The sequence below is a fragment of the Janthinobacterium sp. PAMC25594 genome (assembly GCF_019443505.1).
Taxonomy (GTDB): Bacteria; Pseudomonadota; Gammaproteobacteria; order Burkholderiales; family Burkholderiaceae_D; genus Janthinobacterium.
Window position 1 is genome coordinate 6,514,836 of record NZ_CP080377.1, and the last position, 16,234, is coordinate 6,531,069.

Consider the following 16,234-nt stretch of genomic DNA (forward strand, 5'->3'; position numbering starts at 1 on the left):
GTGGCTTTTTTCTCCTACAAGGCGCGCAACGCCAGCGGCGAGCTGCTGACCGGCGTGATGGAAGGCGCCGACAGCGGCGCCGTGGCCGACCAGTTGTTTTCCAGCGGCGCGACGCCGGTGGAAATCCTGGTGACCAAAAAAGCTGCCACCACCGGCGCCGATATCGGCTGGTGGCAAAGACTGACGGAGAAAAAAGTCAGTTCGATGGACGTGCAGTTGTTCAGCCGCCAGCTGTACACCCTGCTCAAGGCGGGCGTGCCCATCATGCGCGGCCTGGCCGGCCTGCAGGAGTCCGCCATCAGCCCCGCGTTCGGGCGCATCATCAAGGATGTGCGCGAATCGCTGGACGCGGGCCGCGAACTGTCGGCCGCCATGGCGCGCCACCCCACCGTGTTTACGCCGTTTTACCTGTCGATGGTGCGCGTGGGCGAAATGACGGGACGCCTCGATGAAGTCTTCCTGCGCCTGTTCGACCACCTGGAGTTCGACCGCGACATGCGCGCGCGCGTGAAGTCGGCCACGCGCTATCCCAGTTTCGTGATCGCGGCCATGCTCGTCGCCATGGTCATCGTCAATATGTTCGTGATTCCCCAGTTCGTGAAAGTGTTCGCCAGCTTCAATGCCGAACTGCCCCTGATGACGCGCATCCTGATCGGCACGTCGGCCTTCATGGTGGCGTATTGGCCTTTGCTGCTGCTACTGACGATCGCCGCGATCGCCGGATTCAGGGCCTGGTTGCGTACCGTGCCTGGCCGCTATACGTGGGATCGCTACAAGTTGCGTTTTCCTATCGCCGGCAAGATCATCCTGAAAGGCACCATGGCGCGCTTCGCGCGCAGCTTCGCCCTGTCCAGCACCAGCGGCGTGCCGATCGTGCAGGCGCTGACGGTGGTGTCGCAGACGGTGGATAACGCCTATCTGTGCGCCCGCGTCGAGCAGATGCGCGACGGCGTCGAGCGCGGCGACAGCATCTTGCGCACTTCGGTGGCGGCGGGCGTCTTCACGCCGGTGGTGCTGCAAATGATCGCCGTCGGTGAAGAGTCCGGTTCGCTGGATGAGCTGATGGATGAAATCGCCCAGATGTACGAGCGGGAAGTGGATTACGAATTGAAGACCTTGTCCGCGCAGATCGAACCCATCCTGATCACCTTTCTTGGCGCCATGGTGCTGGTGCTGGCGCTGGGCATTTTCCTGCCCGTATGGGACCTGGGCAAGGTGGCCCTGCACAAATGAAGCCGCGCATTGCGTCAAAAAACAACATGTTGGCTGGCAAGGCGAGACAGCGCGGCTTTACCTTGTTTGAACTGGCCGTCGCCGTGGCCGTCATCGCCGTGCTGGCGGTCGTGCTGCTGAGCCGGTTGGAGTTGCTCCAGCAGGACGCGGAACGGGTCGCCGTGCGGCAAACGGTGCTGGCGCTGCGCGCGGGGCTGCGCATGCAAGTGCTGGAACTGTATGCGTCCGACCGGCAAAACCAGTTGCCGGCGCTGGCGGGGCAAAACCCCATCGATTGGTTGGCTGAAAAACCGGCCAATTATTTGGGCGTATATATGGCGCCGGAGATGGAAAAACTTCCCCCAAGTCATTGGTTTTTTGATAGAAGTAATGCAGAATTAATATATATATTAAATCGAGGCAACACTTTTGGTGCAGACCGTTCCGAGTTGCTTCAATTCAAGGTAAGCTTGCGGCAAGCGTCCGCTACCCGGGCCCAGTCTTCAAGCCCGGTTGATGCGCCCGAGGTGGCCCTGATACAGGTGGGCGAGGCGGGCGGGCTGAAATAGCTTTTTTTATTCTGCGGGCAAATTTTGCCAACATTGTTTTTTTGATTTTTTGGAGATCAGCATGAAACTGCAGTCAATTCGTCGTTTTCAACAAGGTGCTCAAGCGGGCTTTACGCTGATCGAGTTAATCGTCGTCATCGTCATCCTGGGCATACTGGCGGCCACCGCGATTCCCCGTTTTATCAATTTGTCGGCTGATGCCCGTCTGGCGAAAATCAATGGCGCCCGCGCATCGGTCCAGTCCGCCGCTGCCCTGGCACATGCGCAGTGGCTGGTCAATGGTTCACCCACCACCGGAACCGTCACGGTGACGATGGAAGGTTCCACCATTAACCTGACGAACGGCTATCCTGATACGAGCAGCATCCAGGTGGCGGCCGGCATCACGACACCGGATTTCAGTATAACGGGCACGCCACCTGGAACGATAACGATCGCTGCCGACGCCAGTCATACCGCCTGTTCGTTCACCTATACCGCCTCTACCGCAGTTAATTCCGCGCCTGCGATAACTCCCGCTCCTGCCGTTGGCAGTTGTTAAGGTCGTAATCCCCGCATGCGGCGGCAGGTCGCGTCGCATGCAATCCGCCTGGTTCGCCAGGCGTTTTTTATTCTTCCTGGCATGTTTCAGCCGGCATGCCGCTCATTGCCACAGGTGTCCACGATGCTGTCTGCAGCAGGTTTGATGTTTGCCGGACCGGCCAGCCGTGGGCGGGGGCCGCAGGGCTTTACCCTGATCGAGCTGATCGTCGTGCTGGTGGTGGGGGGGCTGCTGGCAGCCGTCGCCATGCCCCGTTTCTTTCAACAGGAGAGTTTTGATGCGCGCAGTTTTGCCGATCAAAACGTGAGCATGCTGCGCTATGCGCAAAAACTGGCGATCGCGCAAAACCGTCCCGTCTTCGTGCAGCTCGACGGCACCCGCATCGCCCTGTGTTTCAATACCGCCTGCGACGCGGCCAACCGCGTCTTGCCGCCGGCGGGCGGCAACAGCGGACGCAAGGCCACCCTGGCCGCCTGTGCGAATGCCACGGCGTGGCTGTGCGAGGGTGCGCCTGACAAGATCAGCTACAGCGTGCCGCTGGAAGCTGCCGCTTTTTACTTCAATGCCCTGGGCCGACCTTACAAGTCCACTGACACCGAACCTGTCTCCAGCTTTCCCGCGCGCGTTAGCATCGGCATCAGCGGCGGCGGCATCCCGCGCACCATCGTGGTCGAAGGGGAGACCGGCTATGTCCATTACTAGGGACGCAGCCATGGCGGCGCGCGGGACGGGGCAGCGGGGCGTGACCCTGATCGAGCTGGTCATCTTCATTGTGGTGGTCAGCATCGCCGTAGTGGGCCTGCTGCAAATTTTCGCCCGCACCACGGCCAGCAGCGCCGATCCGCAATTGCGCAAACAGGCGCTGGCCATCGCCGAAGCCATGCTCGATGAGATCGAAGGGGCACGGTTTACGTTTTGCGATCCGCTCGCCGATCCGGCCGCCGATATGGCGACGAATGCCGCACCGTTCGACAGTTCCACCAATCCCACCGGCTGCAACACGCCGCAAAATGTCAGCGCGACGGTACCCGCCTTGGGGCGGCCGTATTACAATGTCAGCGACTATGTGCGGTCCTTCAATGCGCCCGTGGTCTATGCCGCCGACACGGCTGGAAACAGCTTTCCTGCCGGCTATGCGGTGAGCGTGGCCATCAGCCCCGACGCGGGACTGGGGCCAGTCGGCGCCGGCCTGCCTTCGGACGCCACGCCCGTCAACATGAATGTCCTGCGCATCACGGTCACCGTGACTTATGCCACGAATCAGCAACTGGTGCTGGCCGGCTACCGCACGCGCTACGCAGGCAATGCCGTGCCATGATGACTTCTTTACGCCCCCGGCAGCGCGGTTTTACCCTGATCGAACTGATCGTGGTGATTATCATCACGGCCATCGTGGCCGGCATGGTGACGGTGTTCATCCGTGCCCCCGTGCAAAGTTACCTGGATGTAGCCGCCCGCGCCGAACTGGCGGACGCGGCCGATACGGCATCGCGGCGCATCACGCGCGATGTGCGCCTGGCCTTGCCCAACAGCGTGCGCGTGACGAGCAATAGCAGCGGCAGTTTTCTGGAGCTGCTGCTGACCAAGACGGGCGGGCGCTATCTGTCGGAAGACGACAACCTCAGCTTGACGCCGGGCAATGTGCTGGCCTTTGATCCCGGCACGCCGGTGGTCAACCCGAATATGTTCACCATCGTGGGCGGCGCGCCATCGGGCTTGCAAGCCATCGTTCCCGGCGACTTTATCGTCGTCAACAATCTGGGCGCTCAGCCTCCTGTGGACGCCTATGATTGCAGCGGGCAGTGCAACCGCGCCCAGGTCGCTTCCATCAGCGGCAACGATGTCACGCTGGTCAGCAACCCCTTTCTCGCCCAAACGCCGTCCATGCCTTCCCTCAGCTATCGTTTCCAGGTGGTCAGTAGGGTCGTCACCTATCATTGCGCGCCGAATGCGAACGGCACGGGCACGCTGACGCGCTATGCCGGCTATGCGATCCAGGCGGCCCAGCCGGTGAGCGCCGCCGCGCCGCTGACCGGCGCGCCGTCCGCGGCGCTGATGGCCAATCAGGTGGCCGCTTGCGGTTTTTCTTTCGATACCCTGCCCAACCTCCAGCGTGGCCTGGTCAGTGTCAGCCTGACCCTGGGCGCGCCCGGCGGCAACGCGGGCCAGATCACGCTGGTGCAACAGGCACAGGTGAATAATTCGCCATGAGACTATCCCTATCTTCCATGCCGCAGCGGTGCCGGCCATGCCGTCCGGCGCGCGGCTTCAGCATCGTCACCGCCATCTTCCTGCTGGTGGTGCTGTCCGCGCTGGGCGTGGCGCTGCTCTCCATCTCCACCATGCAGCATGCCGAGTCGGCGCTGGACGTGCAGGGCGCGCGCGCCTACCAGGCGGCCCGCGCCGGCATGGAGTGGGGCGTGTACCGGCAGCGCGTCGACGGCAAATGCATTACCAGCAGCGATTTTGCCTTGCCGGCGAATGGCGCCCTGAACGGTTTCAGGGTCACCGTGCGCTGCACGCAGGCGGCGGGCACGCTGCCCCGTTTCCAGGTGATTGCCACCGCCTGCAACCAGCCTGTGGGTGGCATTTGCGCCACCGTCAATGCCACCAACCATCCCGATTATGTGCAGCGCGTCGTGCAGGCGGAGTTTTAAACACGGTACGCTAAAGGAGCAATATGCAGGCAATCATCGCCGTATGGATAGCCGTCGTGGCCCTGCTTGCTGGCGCGCCGGTTCAGGCGGCAACCTACGCCAACACCAGTTTTGCCTACAGCTGGATCGACGCCAGCAATCATGCCAAGCTCGGCTATAACACAACACCGTACCGTTTCAACGGTTCCTCCGGCTGCGGTACCTCGCCGCCCGTCCTCGACGACACGCTCAGCGATGCCTTGCCCATCGGTTTCAGTTTCATGTATTCGGGCGTGGCCTTCACCACCTTGCGCGTGATGACGAACGGCCGGGTGCAGTTCAATAACAATGTCACCTGCGGCTACGGCAGTCCGGTCCAGACGCTGCCGTATCCGGACAGCAGCTTGAATTACACCATGCGCATCTATGGCAACGACCTTGACCCCACCTCGAAACTGGAAGTACCCACCTACAGTACCGCCTGCGCCAGCCGCCTGACTTGCTACGTCAGCTACGCCACCATCGGCACGGCGCCGTACCGCAGCTTCGTGGTGACCTGGAATAATGTGCCGGAATGGACCACGGGCACCAATACCACTGGCTCTTACAGCCTGCAATTGATCTTGCAGGAAAACGGCGAATTCATTTACCAGTACGGCACGGCAGTGGCGGGACCTTCCGCCAAGCTGGGACAGATCGGCTGGCAAGCCGACAGCAACGATTACGACACGCCGCAAACCGGCTTCCCCGTCACCAATTCAGCGATCAAGTTCTACATCCCGCGTCCCGTGGTCGAGTACCGCATGGAGCAGCCCAGCTGGAACAATACGCCCGGGCAAGTGTCAGATACGAGTGGCAACGGGCGCGACGGCACGGTGCTGGGCGGCGCGCAGACGATCGCTGCCGGCCGCGTCTGCCGCGCCGCCAGTTTCCCCCTCAATACCAGCGCCGCCGCCATCGATGCGGTCGACAGCGGGCTGTCGGTGCCCGGCACCATGGGCGGCGCCGGCACCATCACGTTCTGGTACAAGGCCAATACGGCCTGGTCCGGCAGCGGCACGCGCGATGCGCAACTGCTCGACGCCACGCAGATGAACAACGAGTGGTTTTTTCTCGTGCGGCGCAGCACGGGCGCCCTGCGTTTCGTCGTCACGGACAGCCTGGGCAACGTGCGCGTGGTGGAAACGGCTGCCAATAGCGTGCCCGCCGGCACCTGGAAGCATATCGCCGTGAGCTGGAGCTTCAATGCGCTGGCGGCTGCCAATAGCGATCGCCTGCGCATCTACGTCGATGGCGTGCTGCAAAAGGAGTCGGCGTTTACGACAGCGGCGGTGGTGTCGCCGCGCATCGGCAGCCTGTTCATTGGCGACAACCGCAGCGCGGTGACGGGGCAGAACGGCAGCGGCAATTCCACCGATGGCGCCATCGACGAATTGCGTGCCTATAATTACGAGGGCGGCCTGGCGCTGGTGCAGCGCGACCAGAACCTGAGCCAGGCCGGCTGCCTGAACCATTATGCGGTGACGAATACGGGGACGGGCCTGACGTGCCAGCAAAGCACGGTCACGGTCACGGCGCATGACGTCAATCACAATAATATCGTGATGCCGAACAACACCACGCAAATCCAGCTGAGTACTTCGAACGGCATCGGCGACTGGGCCCTGATCGCGGGCTATGGCGTGCTTTCCAATGGCACGCTGAACGACGGCGTGGCGACCTATCTGTTCAACGGCGAGTACCAGGCCGTGTTTGGCCTGAGCAGCGGCACGGCCGCCACCGTCAGCGTGAATGTGACGGATGGGCAGTTCACGGAGCAGGAAGACCAGTCACTGGTGATCAAGGCGTGCGCCGTGGCGCGCTTCAACGCCTGCGAGGCAATCTCGCCCCGTTGCGTGCCCAGCACCAGCAGCCTGACCTATGCGCGCCTGATACCAAGCTGGCCGACATGGCCTTCAAGCTCGACCTGGTCAAGCTGAAGACCGATGCCAGCCTGGAAACGACGTTCGCTGGCGCGGCCACGGTGGATTTGCTGGTCAATACCGCCACCGGCGTCACGCTGGGGGCGAATAACTGCCCGCTCACCCAGACGGCGGTCATTCCGCTGGGCCTGGTGGCGTTTACGGGCGGCTATTCGAGCGCCAATGTCAGCATCCCGGCCACCGCCATCAGCGCCGTGGCGCCCCGGTACAGCGCCTACCGCGATGTGCGCGTGCGCGTGACTTGCACCGCCGCCGTGTGCGGCACGGCCAATGTCGGCTGTTCGACCGACAATTTCGCCGTGCGTCCACAGCAGTTCACGCTCAGTTCCAACATGAGCAACAGCGGCCTGAGCGGCACGCCCAGCCTGGCGGCGGGCACCCAGTTTACCGTTGGCGCTGCCGCGGCGGCCGGCTATGACGGCACGCCGCTGCTCGATAATTCCGTGGCCGGCCAGAAAATCACCAGCTTCCTCAGTGTCACCGACTACACCGACCGCCTTGCGTCGGCCTCGAATGCCAGCCCGTTTCCGCTGGGACAGGCGGTGCTGGCCAGCGGCCTGGCCAGTAACAGCGGCGTGACGTACGGCGATGTCGGCACCTTCCGCATGCTGCCCGAGGCGGTGCTCGACAATGCCTACACCAGCGTCGACCAGCCTGGCGACTGCGTCATCGGCAGCAGCAGCAATACGGCCGTGAATGGCAAGTTTGGCTGCAATATCGCCAACCAGGCACAAAGCCCGGCCCCCGTCTTCGGCCGCTTTTTCCCTGACCACTACGCGCTCACGGGGGCGCTGACGGCGGCCTGCGGCGACTTCACCTACATGGGCCAGCGCGAACTGGGCGTCGTGCTGGGCGCGACGGCATTGAGCAAGGGCAACCAGATTCTGGCGCGCTATGGCAGCGCCTATCCCGGACTCGCCAGCGTCAGCGTGGGCGCGGGCAATGCCGGCGCGGCACTGTCCATCGGCCGCCTGGCGCCAGCCTTGCCCGCCTTTGCCTGGAACCAGGGACGCAGCGGGCGCTCCTACACGACCGATGGTGGCGAGTATGCCGCCGGCAGCACGCAAGTGGTGGTGGCAGGCAGCGGCGGTCTGTCGGCGGGCGACCTGATCAAGTTTGGCGGCGACGGCGCCATCTACACGGTGCAGGCCGGCACTGCGGGGGCGGGCAGCATCACGCTCGCCGCGCCTGGCCTGCAGCAGGCGATTCCCAGCGGCGCGACCGGCATCACGGTACTGCACAGCTTTGACCGGCTGGCCAGCGGCCAGGATGGCCCATACGACGATTTTTCGCTGGTGGTGGGCATCAGCGACAGCGACGGCGCGCTCATTTCCAGCGTGAATGGCCTGGTGGTCGCGCCCGCCGCCAGCGTCGCCATCGGCGATACCCGGCTGCGTCATGGCCGCCTGCGCATCAACAATATGTATGGCTCGGAACAGCGTGCGCTGCTGGTGCCCCTGGTCGCGCAATACTGGAACGGCAGCGCGTATGTCGCCAATACGCTGGACAATTGCACGGGCCTGTTGCGCAAGATGTTCGTCTTGAAGGATTATCTCAACCTGACGGATGTGCAGTTGCCAGCCGCGAGCACCTTGCCGCTCGACAGTGGCTTGCTGCAGCAGGGCGGCGGCAGCGTGCTGATGGCCAAACCCGCCGCACCCGTGAAGAAAAAAGCTACGCTCACACTACAGTCGCTGATGCCGTACCTGCCGGGACAGGCGCGCGAAACCATAGGCGCATTCAAGAGCGAGCCCGTGTTCTTCATGCGTGAACTGTATTGAGGGGCGCGTGGTTTTTCGGCGCGTCGTGACAATCGTGGTGTTTTCCTGAAAATGTGTTGTCAATTATTTCTTTTTTAGCCTGTTCATACCTGCTATGAATTAAAATTGATTCAATGCATCATTCGGACGGCACCGCTGTCGTCGCATTTCATTATCTGGATCGGTGGCATGGGTTTATTCGCAAAAGCAAAAAAATACGAGGGTTGGCTGGCGACATCATTTTCAGCGGAAGGTGTGTGCGCTGTCGTGGTCAAGCGGCGCGCGGATGACAAGCCGCTGGTGCAGGCGGCGGTCATGTATCCTGGACGCAAGCCGCTGGCGGCGTCGACCCTGGAAAAAATGAACCGCGATCTGCATGCCCAGTCTTATCGCAACACCACTTTGCTCGGTGCGGGCGAGTATCAGATACTGACGCTCGACGCGCCGAACGTGCCGCCGGAAGAGCTCAAGACCGCGGTCCGCTGGCGCCTGAAGGACATGCTCGACTTTCCGGCGGCGGACGCCACCGTCGACGTCATCGATATTCCAGCCGACAAGAACGGGCCGGGACGCGCGCAATCGCTGTTCGCCGTCGCGGCGCGCAACAATGCCGTGGCCCAGCGCCAGGCGCTGTATGGCGAATGCAAGATCGGCCTGTCGGTCATCGATATCCCGGAAATGGCCCAGCGAAATATCGCGGGCTTGATGGAAACGCCGGGCCGCGGCCTGGCCATGCTGTCTTTCGATGGCGAAGGGGGGCTGTTGACCGTGACGTTCGACGGCGAACTGTACCTGGCGCGCCGCATCGATGTGACCGTGGCGCAGCTGGCCGATACCAGCGACGCCCAGCGGCAGCAGTATTACGACAAGATCACGCTGGAATTGCAGCGCTCCTTTGACCATTTCGACCGTCAATTCCATTTTATTTCCGTTGCCAGGCTGGTCCTGGCGCCGACCGGCAGCGACGGCCTGCATGCTTACCTGGCGGACAATTTGTACATGCCGGTCGAGGCGCTGGATCTGACGGCCCTGTTGGATTTTTCCAAGGTGCCGGACCTGTTGGCCGCTGCCGGCCAGGCGCGCTTTTTCCTGGCCCTGGGTGCGGCCCTGCGGCAGGAGGAGAACCCAGCGTGAGCCAGCAAATCAATCTGTTCAACCCGGCGTTTGAAAAACGCAAGCAGGCGCTGTCGGCGCTGGGCTTGCTGCAGGGCCTGGGGCTGGTCCTTGCCGCCAGTGCCGCAGTGGTCTGGTTCGGCGCGCGCCAGGTGGCCGCGCTGGAGCGGACGGCGGCCGACGCCAAGGTCGCGCTCGATGCACGCGAGGCGAAGCGGGCGGATGTGTTCGCTCGGTTTCCCGTGCCCGGCAAGGACCCGCTGATCGCGGGCGCGCTGGGCCAGGCCGAGGCTGACCGCGGCGCCTTGGTGGAAGCCGGGCAAATTCTGCAGGGCGGCGAACTGGGCAATACACACGGCTATGCCGATTATTTCCGCGCCTTCGCGCGCGCCAGGGTCAATGGCTTGTGGCTGACGGGAGCGAGCATCGCCGGCGCCGGCAAGCAGATCGAGATCGGCTTGCAGGGGCGCGTCGTGCAGCCGGACTTGCTGCCCCGGTACATCAGTGCCTTGTCGAGGGAATCGGCATTGCAGGGTAAATCGTTCGCGCGCCTGGAGATGGCCACCGCCCAGCTTCCCGCCCAGGCCGCCGTGTCGGCGCCGGCATTACCGGGCGCCGCGCCGGCCGCTGCCGTGGCAGCACCAGTGCCGCGCTTTATCGAATTCAGTTTGCAATCGTCGGCGGCACCCGCCAGCGGCGCAGGGGCGGTCAAGCAATGAAACAGCAATGGCAACAATTTGCCCTGAAATTTGATGCGCTCAGCGTGCGCGAACGGATCATGGTCTTCGGCGCCAGTGCCGCGCTGCTGGTTTTCATGGTTATGTATCTGTTCGTCAATCCGCAGCTGGACAAGCGCAAGGCGCTGGCCGACACGATTGCCCAGCGGCAGCTGGCCGTCGCGGCCATCGATGCCGAGATGGCGCAAAGGATGGCCGCGCATGCGGGCGACCCCAACCAGCAGGACCGCATCCGCCTCGAACGGATCAGGCAGGAAGTGCAGCAGATGCGGCAGTCCCTGCAATCGACGCAAAATGGCCTGGTGGCGCCCGAGCGCATCGTGCCGATGCTGCAGCAATTGCTGAAACAGCAGGCCAACTTGCGCCTCGTGTCGCTGGCCACCTTGCCATCCGGCGCCATGGGGCAGGGCGGCCATGTCGCCAGCAAGGCGGCGTCCGCACCTGCCGCCGCGCCTGCCGGGCAGTCGCCAGCGGACGCCGAGCCGGCGAAGGCGCCGGCCGTGCTCTACCGTCATGGCGTGGAAATCGTATTGCGTGGAAATTATCTGGATATGGTGAATTATATGGATGCCGTGGAGGCCATGCCGTCCCATGTATTCTGGGGCAAGCTCAATATGCAAGTCGAGCAGTACCCGAATGCCACGCTGAGCCTGACCTTGTACACGCTCAGCCTGGACGAGAAATGGATCGCGCTGTGATGCGCGCGCGTCGTTGCGTGCTCCTTGCGGGCGCGCTGCTGGCCTTGGCGCCGGGGGTGTTTGCCCAGGCGCTGGTCGATCCCACGCGGCCGCCCGATGCGGCGCCCGTCCTCGGTAGTGCGGCCTCTGCCGGTGTGGCGCGGCCGCGGCTGCAATCGGTGCTGATTTCCAATCGGCCTGACGGGCGGCGCCTGGCCGTGATCGATGGCCGCAGCGTGCGCGCGGGCGACAGGGTGGACGGCGCGGTCGTCGTCAGCATAGGCGAAGCGAGCGTGGCGCTGCGGCGCGGCAAGACCCTGGAAACGCTGCGGCTGTATCCGCAGACGGTCGACGCAAATGATGCAATGCATGTACGAAGGAAACAGGTTCATGTCACCCAATAAACACAAGGCGGGAATGCGGAAGATACTTGAAATAAGCAAGCGGGCAAGCGTCCTGGGACTTGCCGCGGGTTTGTGCGCCTGCAACGTCGCGCCTGTGAAGCGCGACACCTACAATGCGATCAAGGAGCAGGTGGCAGGCGCAGTGGCCACCACCAGCCCGGCGGCGCAGTCGGCGGCGGTGGAAAACGCGCTGCTGCCGCCGGCGTCCGCGCTGGCCGCGCAGTTGCCCAAGGCGCGCGGCGTGCTGGACGAGCGTTTCAATGTCGCGTTCAACAACGTCCCGGCACGCCAGTTCTTTCACTCGCTCGTCAACGGCACGCGCTACAACATGCTCGTGCACCCGGATGTGCAGGGCAACATTTCCGCCAACCTCAAAGATGTGACCCTGTTCGAGGCGCTCGACGCCGTGCGCGAGATGTATGGCTATGATTACAAGGTCGAAGGCACGCGCATCGCGATTCGGCCCCTCACCATGCAAACCCGCATGTTCCAGGTCAATTACCTGACGGGCAACCGCAAGGGCACGTCGAATTTGCGCGTGTCCTCGACGTCGGTGTCGACTGCAGGCACCAGCAACAGCGGCCAGAGCGGAGGCAGCAACGGCCAGCAGTCGCAGCCGCAGCAGCCAGGCCAGCCTGGCAGCCAGGTGCAGCAAGACAGTTCCAACCTGAGCACCACATCGGACAGCAATTTCTGGGCAGAATTGAAAGAATCGCTGGGCGCCATCATCGGCGGCACCGGCGATGGCCGCAAGGTGGTGATCAGCCCGCAGTCGGGCGTCGTCGTCGTGCGCGGCATGCCCGACGAATTGCGCGCCGTCGACCTGTACCTGAAGGCGACGCAGCTGTCGGTGGACCGCCAGGTGATCCTGGAAGCCAAGATCCTCGAAGTGGAATTGAACGACAACTTCCAGACCGGTATCAACTGGGCCTCGTTCGCCTCCATCAAGAGCGGCCACACGAACCGCATCTCGACGGGCTTCATCCAGCCGGGCGGCACCCTGGCGCCGCTGCCGTTCAACGGCGGCCAGCCGCCGAACATGACGAATGGCAGCGGCCTGACGGCCAGCAGTGGTTTTGGCTTGAGTTCGGCGGCCACGGCGGCCGGCTCGATGTTCGGCCTGGCCTTTCAGACCGCCAACTTTGCCGCCATGATTACCTTCCTGGAATCGCAAGGCGCCGTGCACGTGCTGTCGAGCCCGCGCATCGCCACCATGAACAACCAGAAGGCCGTGCTGAAGATAGGCACGGACGAATTCTTCGTCACCGGCGTGAGCACCACCGTGACGTCGACCGGCACCACGGGCGGCACCACCTCCAGCCCGAACGTCACCCTGCAGCCATTCTTTTCCGGTGTGGTGCTGGACGTGACGCCGCAGATCGATGACCAGGGCAATATCATCCTGCACGTGCATCCGTCCGTCAGCCAGGTCACCACCGTCAGCAAGGAAATCGACCTGGGCAGTGCCGGTTCGCTGAAATTGCCGCTGGCCGCTTCCAGCACCTCGGAGATGGACAGCATGGTGCGCAGCCAGGATGGACGCATCGTCGCCATCGGCGGCCTGATGCGCCAGGCCACCACCTCGGACCGCTCGCAAGTGCCGGGCGCGGGCGATATTCCCGTACTGGGTGCCTTGTTCCGCAACACGGGGCAAGTGATCCAGAAGCGCGAACTGGTGGTGCTGATCAAGCCGACCATCGTCGAGGGCGCCAACAGCTGGAACGAGGACTTGCTCGATTCGGGCAAGCGCATCGAGGCGCTCGACCCACGCCGCCCATCGGAGCGGCGCTAAATGTACCAGGCCCATTTCGGCTTGCGCGAGGCGCCGTTCGGCCTCACGCCCGATACCAGTTTCTTCTTCAACGGCCCGCAGTCGCAAAAGGCGCTCAACACCTTGCTGGTGGCGGCGCGCAATGGCGAGGGCTTCATCAAGATCACTGGCGAAGTGGGTACCGGCAAAACCTTTTTGTGCCGCAAGTTCATGCAATCGCTGGGGCCGGATTTCGTCACGGCCTACATCCCGAATCCGAACCTGGCGCCCCGTTCGCTGATCCTGGCGCTGGCGGACGACCTCGATGTATTGCTGGAGAAAGATGCTGACCAGCATCAGCTGCTCAAGTCGCTCAACTTGCGTTTGCTCAACCTGGCGGCGCAGGGCAAGCGCGTGCTGCTGTGCCTGGATGAAGCGCAGGCGATTCCCGTCGACAGCCTGGAAGCCTTGCGCCTGCTGACGAACCTGGAAACGGAAAAGCGCAAGCTGCTGCAAATCGTGCTGTTCGGCCAGCCTGAGCTGGACGTCAAGCTGGCCCTGCCGGAAATCCGCCAGCTGACGCAGCGCATCACCTTTCACTATCACCTGGGCCCTTTGTCGCGCGACGACGTGGATTTTTATGTGGCGCACCGCTTGCGCGTGGCCGGTTTCGATGGCGCGCGCCTGTTCAGCCGTGGCGGCGTGAGCAAGCTGTACAAGGCTTCCGGCGGCATCCCGCGCCTGATCAACATCATGGCGCACAAGGCGCTGATGGTGGCGTACGGCGAAGGCCGGCAGCAGGTCAGCGGCCGCCACGTGGCGCTGGCCGCCAGCGATACCCTGGCCAGCAAGCCGCGCCGCTTCTGGCAACGGCCATGGCCGTGGCTGGCAGGCGCCGGCGTGCTGGCCGCCGCCTGCGGCGTGAGCTGGACCTTATTGAACCGATGACGAAGATGAGCCTGTAGATGAGCCTGATTAACAAGATGTTGCAAGACCTCGATGCGCGCGGCACCCCCGATGGGCGCGGCGACGCGGCCGGCATCCGCTCCGTGCCCGAACGCGAGCGGGGCGTCTCGCGCGCGCTGGTCTTCGGCGGCGCGGCCGGCCTGACGGCGGCCGCCATCGCCCTGGGCTGGGTGTACTGGAAGCGCCCGCCCGTGCCGCCCGTGCTGGTCAGCGTGGCCAACACGCCGCTGCCGGTGGCGGCAGCGCTACCCGTGCCGCTACCCGTACCCGTACCGGTGGCTGCGCCGGTCGCTGTGGCTGCGCCGGTCGCCACGGCGCCGCTGGCAGCCGAGCCAGTGTTGCCGGCCGGGGAGGCGGTCGCGCCAGCCACGCTGCGCGCCGCTGAAATGCGCCGCATCACGGACAAACCGGCCAGGCCTGCCGTGGCGCCCGTGGTGAAGACGCCAGCGCCCGCCGCCAGCGAACGCATTCCTGACGGAAAACAAGTTACGCCGCAGCAGCGCGTGGAGAATGACTACCGGCGCGCGCTGGGCCAGTTGCAGGATGGCCGCATCTCGGAAGCGCTGGCCGGCTTGCAGCAGACCCTGCAGCTGGACCCGCGCCACCAGGGCGCGCGCGAAACCCTGGTGCGCCTGCTGCTCGAAGCGCAGCGCCCCGACGAGGCGGCGCGTCAATTGCAGCTGAGTCTGGCATTGGACCCGAAACAGCCGGCACAGGCGATGATGCTGGCCCGCTTGCAGCTGGACAAGACCAACGGCGGCGCGGTGGCCCTCGATACCCTCATGCGCAGCCTGCCGTATGCGGCCGACAACGGCGACTACCGCGCCTTCCTGGCCGCCGTGCTGCAGCGCGAGCAGCGCTACCGCGAAGCGGCCGAGCAATATCAGCTGGCCCTGCAGACGGCGCCCGACAACAGCGTCTGGTGGATGGGCCTCGGCATCGCCTTGCAAGCCGACAACCACCCGGCCCAGGCGCGCCAGGCGTTCGAGCGGGCCAAGGGCTTGCAAACCCTGTCGCCGCAATTGCAGGCGTTTGTCGAGCGCAAGCTGGTGCAATTGACGGCGGCGACCGCCAAGTAAGCGCTTTCACCTCCCCCGCAAGCGACATCGCAGGCGGGGGATGGATCTGTATCACATGATTGAAGCGGATGATCCCGTAAACAAGATGACCACTGCCTGGAAATTCCACGATGCTCCCAACACTGCCTGCTTCACGACCACGGAAGTAGTGAACGGTGCTCCCATCGTGCATGTATCCCATGATTACGAAGGGGATTGGCAATTTTACGGCGCGTCCGACGCAACGGTGTCGAGTTCCGCCAGGATCGCCAGTCTGGCTGGTCTGATCGGCACGAATGACTTGCTGGCAGACCTGCATGACCTGCCCTATGGCTGGAGCGCGCACTGGAATGCTGGAGCGGGAAACTGGGAGCGTTTCAAGGACCATCCATTTCCCTCGTTTGCTGAGCAAGGCTATTACCTGGAAGACGCCATCTGGCTTGCCCGGTACTTGACGGATATCGAGCCACCGTCGGCCGCGGTACGCGATGCGCTGCCCATCGGCGCGTACGTGAAACTGGTTTTTCGCTTCGCCGCCGAGGATGGTGCGCGCGCTGATGGCCAGTGCGAAAGAATGTGGGTACGAGTGACCGGTATCGATGAAGAGGATGGCTGCTACAGCGGCACCATCGAGAATGATCCACAGCATTTGGCCGCCAGATACGGCGACCTTATCGCGTTTCATCCCCTGCATGTGGCAGAAAATGGCAATGGGATAACATGCAGTGGGTTACCTCATGATGAGTTGCCCGCAAGCGAGTGTTCGATGCCGGCAGTAGCGCAGTCATCAACGAATGCTTCTCAATGACCTCGATCAGGATGAAATACG

Annotated in this window: 17 protein-coding genes; all 17 read left to right on the forward strand. The window is 63.5% G+C overall.

Going from position 1 to position 16,234, the window contains the following annotated elements:
* Positions 1 to 1,233: a type II secretion system F family protein gene (locus tag KY494_RS29345; RefSeq protein ID WP_219889357.1), complete on the forward strand. Its 1,233-nt coding sequence runs from the start codon at positions 1 to 3 to the stop codon at positions 1,231 to 1,233.
* A gap of 26 nt (positions 1,234 to 1,259) precedes the next feature.
* Positions 1,260 to 1,781, forward strand: coding sequence for a prepilin-type N-terminal cleavage/methylation domain-containing protein (locus KY494_RS29350; RefSeq protein ID WP_219889358.1), 522 nt, complete (start codon positions 1,260 to 1,262; stop codon positions 1,779 to 1,781).
* Positions 1,782 to 1,842: 61 nt separating this feature from the next.
* Complete coding sequence (locus KY494_RS29355) at positions 1,843 to 2,322, forward strand: type II secretion system protein (protein WP_219889359.1); 480 nt, start codon at positions 1,843 to 1,845, stop codon at positions 2,320 to 2,322.
* Positions 2,323 to 2,445: 123 nt separating this feature from the next.
* Positions 2,446 to 3,024 carry a Tfp pilus assembly protein FimT/FimU gene (locus KY494_RS29360; protein WP_219889360.1) on the forward strand — a complete coding sequence of 193 codons (579 nt, stop codon included), beginning with the start codon at positions 2,446 to 2,448 and terminating at the stop codon, positions 3,022 to 3,024.
* Positions 3,011 to 3,640, forward strand: a complete 630-nt coding sequence (locus KY494_RS29365) for a hypothetical protein (protein WP_258194554.1) — start codon at positions 3,011 to 3,013, stop codon at positions 3,638 to 3,640. The genes KY494_RS29360 and KY494_RS29365 overlap by 14 nt, the downstream gene beginning before the upstream one ends.
* Positions 3,637 to 4,533, forward strand: a complete 897-nt coding sequence (locus KY494_RS29370; protein WP_219889361.1) for a prepilin-type N-terminal cleavage/methylation domain-containing protein — start codon at positions 3,637 to 3,639, stop codon at positions 4,531 to 4,533. The genes KY494_RS29365 and KY494_RS29370 overlap by 4 nt, the downstream gene beginning before the upstream one ends.
* Positions 4,530 to 4,979, forward strand: a complete 450-nt coding sequence (locus KY494_RS29375; RefSeq protein WP_258194555.1) for an agglutinin biogenesis protein MshP — start codon at positions 4,530 to 4,532, stop codon at positions 4,977 to 4,979. Before KY494_RS29370 ends, KY494_RS29375 begins: the two co-directional genes overlap by 4 nt.
* Before the next feature lie 23 nt (positions 4,980 to 5,002).
* Positions 5,003 to 6,937 carry a LamG domain-containing protein gene (locus KY494_RS29380; RefSeq protein WP_219889362.1) on the forward strand — a complete coding sequence of 645 codons (1,935 nt, stop codon included), beginning with the start codon at positions 5,003 to 5,005 and terminating at the stop codon, positions 6,935 to 6,937.
* Positions 6,907 to 8,721, forward strand: a complete 1,815-nt coding sequence (locus tag KY494_RS29385) for a DUF6701 domain-containing protein (RefSeq protein ID WP_219889363.1) — start codon at positions 6,907 to 6,909, stop codon at positions 8,719 to 8,721. Before KY494_RS29380 ends, KY494_RS29385 begins: the two co-directional genes overlap by 31 nt.
* A 168-nt stretch (positions 8,722 to 8,889) precedes the next feature.
* Positions 8,890 to 9,834 (forward strand): agglutinin biogenesis protein MshI, encoded by a 945-nt coding sequence (locus tag KY494_RS29390; RefSeq protein WP_219136540.1) that lies wholly within the window; start codon positions 8,890 to 8,892, stop codon positions 9,832 to 9,834.
* A complete protein-coding gene (locus tag KY494_RS29395) occupies positions 9,831 to 10,532 on the forward strand; it encodes an MSHA biogenesis protein MshA (protein ID WP_219889364.1) in 702 nt (233 codons plus the stop codon). The genes KY494_RS29390 and KY494_RS29395 overlap by 4 nt, the downstream gene beginning before the upstream one ends.
* Positions 10,529 to 11,248 carry an MSHA biogenesis protein MshJ gene (locus KY494_RS29400; protein ID WP_219136538.1) on the forward strand — a complete coding sequence of 240 codons (720 nt, stop codon included), beginning with the start codon at positions 10,529 to 10,531 and terminating at the stop codon, positions 11,246 to 11,248. The genes KY494_RS29395 and KY494_RS29400 overlap by 4 nt, the downstream gene beginning before the upstream one ends.
* Positions 11,233 to 11,631: an MSHA biogenesis protein MshK gene (locus KY494_RS29405; RefSeq protein ID WP_257572323.1), complete on the forward strand. Its 399-nt coding sequence runs from the start codon at positions 11,233 to 11,235 to the stop codon at positions 11,629 to 11,631. Before KY494_RS29400 ends, KY494_RS29405 begins: the two co-directional genes overlap by 16 nt.
* 13 nt (positions 11,632 to 11,644) lie before the next feature.
* Entirely contained in the window at positions 11,645 to 13,423 is a 1,779-nt protein-coding gene (mshL, locus tag KY494_RS29410) for a pilus (MSHA type) biogenesis protein MshL (RefSeq protein ID WP_219891796.1), read from the forward strand.
* Positions 13,424 to 14,329, forward strand: coding sequence for an ExeA family protein (locus tag KY494_RS29415; protein ID WP_219889365.1), 906 nt, complete (start codon positions 13,424 to 13,426; stop codon positions 14,327 to 14,329).
* Between the two features lie 17 nt (positions 14,330 to 14,346).
* Positions 14,347 to 15,426 (forward strand): tetratricopeptide repeat protein, encoded by a 1,080-nt coding sequence (locus KY494_RS29420; protein ID WP_258194556.1) that lies wholly within the window; start codon positions 14,347 to 14,349, stop codon positions 15,424 to 15,426.
* Between the two features lie 40 nt (positions 15,427 to 15,466).
* A complete protein-coding gene (locus KY494_RS29425) occupies positions 15,467 to 16,213 on the forward strand; it encodes a DUF2314 domain-containing protein (protein ID WP_219889366.1) in 747 nt (248 codons plus the stop codon).
* Positions 16,214 to 16,234 lie beyond the last annotated feature (21 nt).

Excerpts from the sequence above, each read along its gene's own strand:
- KY494_RS29400 (WP_219136538.1), top strand. The coding sequence starts at position 10,529 with ATGAAACAGCAATGGCAACAATTTGCCCTGAAATTTGATGCGCTCAGC.
- KY494_RS29360 (WP_219889360.1), top strand. The coding sequence starts at position 2,446 with ATGCTGTCTGCAGCAGGTTTGATGTTTGCCGGACCGGCCAGCCGTGGG.
- KY494_RS29405 (WP_257572323.1), top strand. The coding sequence starts at position 11,233 with ATGGATCGCGCTGTGATGCGCGCGCGTCGTTGCGTGCTCCTTGCGGGC.
- mshL (WP_219891796.1), top strand. The coding sequence starts at position 11,645 with ATGCGGAAGATACTTGAAATAAGCAAGCGGGCAAGCGTCCTGGGACTT.
- KY494_RS29415 (WP_219889365.1), top strand. The coding sequence starts at position 13,424 with ATGTACCAGGCCCATTTCGGCTTGCGCGAGGCGCCGTTCGGCCTCACG.
- KY494_RS29420 (WP_258194556.1), top strand. The coding sequence starts at position 14,347 with ATGAGCCTGATTAACAAGATGTTGCAAGACCTCGATGCGCGCGGCACC.
- KY494_RS29380 (WP_219889362.1), top strand. The coding sequence starts at position 5,003 with ATGCAGGCAATCATCGCCGTATGGATAGCCGTCGTGGCCCTGCTTGCT.
- KY494_RS29425 (WP_219889366.1), top strand. The coding sequence starts at position 15,467 with ATGGATCTGTATCACATGATTGAAGCGGATGATCCCGTAAACAAGATG.
- KY494_RS29390 (WP_219136540.1), top strand. The coding sequence starts at position 8,890 with ATGGGTTTATTCGCAAAAGCAAAAAAATACGAGGGTTGGCTGGCGACA.
- KY494_RS29350 (WP_219889358.1), top strand. The coding sequence starts at position 1,260 with ATGTTGGCTGGCAAGGCGAGACAGCGCGGCTTTACCTTGTTTGAACTG.
- KY494_RS29365 (WP_258194554.1), top strand. The coding sequence starts at position 3,011 with ATGTCCATTACTAGGGACGCAGCCATGGCGGCGCGCGGGACGGGGCAG.
- KY494_RS29375 (WP_258194555.1), top strand. The coding sequence starts at position 4,530 with ATGAGACTATCCCTATCTTCCATGCCGCAGCGGTGCCGGCCATGCCGT.
- KY494_RS29355 (WP_219889359.1), top strand. The coding sequence starts at position 1,843 with ATGAAACTGCAGTCAATTCGTCGTTTTCAACAAGGTGCTCAAGCGGGC.
- KY494_RS29385 (WP_219889363.1), top strand. The coding sequence starts at position 6,907 with ATGGCCTTCAAGCTCGACCTGGTCAAGCTGAAGACCGATGCCAGCCTG.
- KY494_RS29370 (WP_219889361.1), top strand. The coding sequence starts at position 3,637 with ATGATGACTTCTTTACGCCCCCGGCAGCGCGGTTTTACCCTGATCGAA.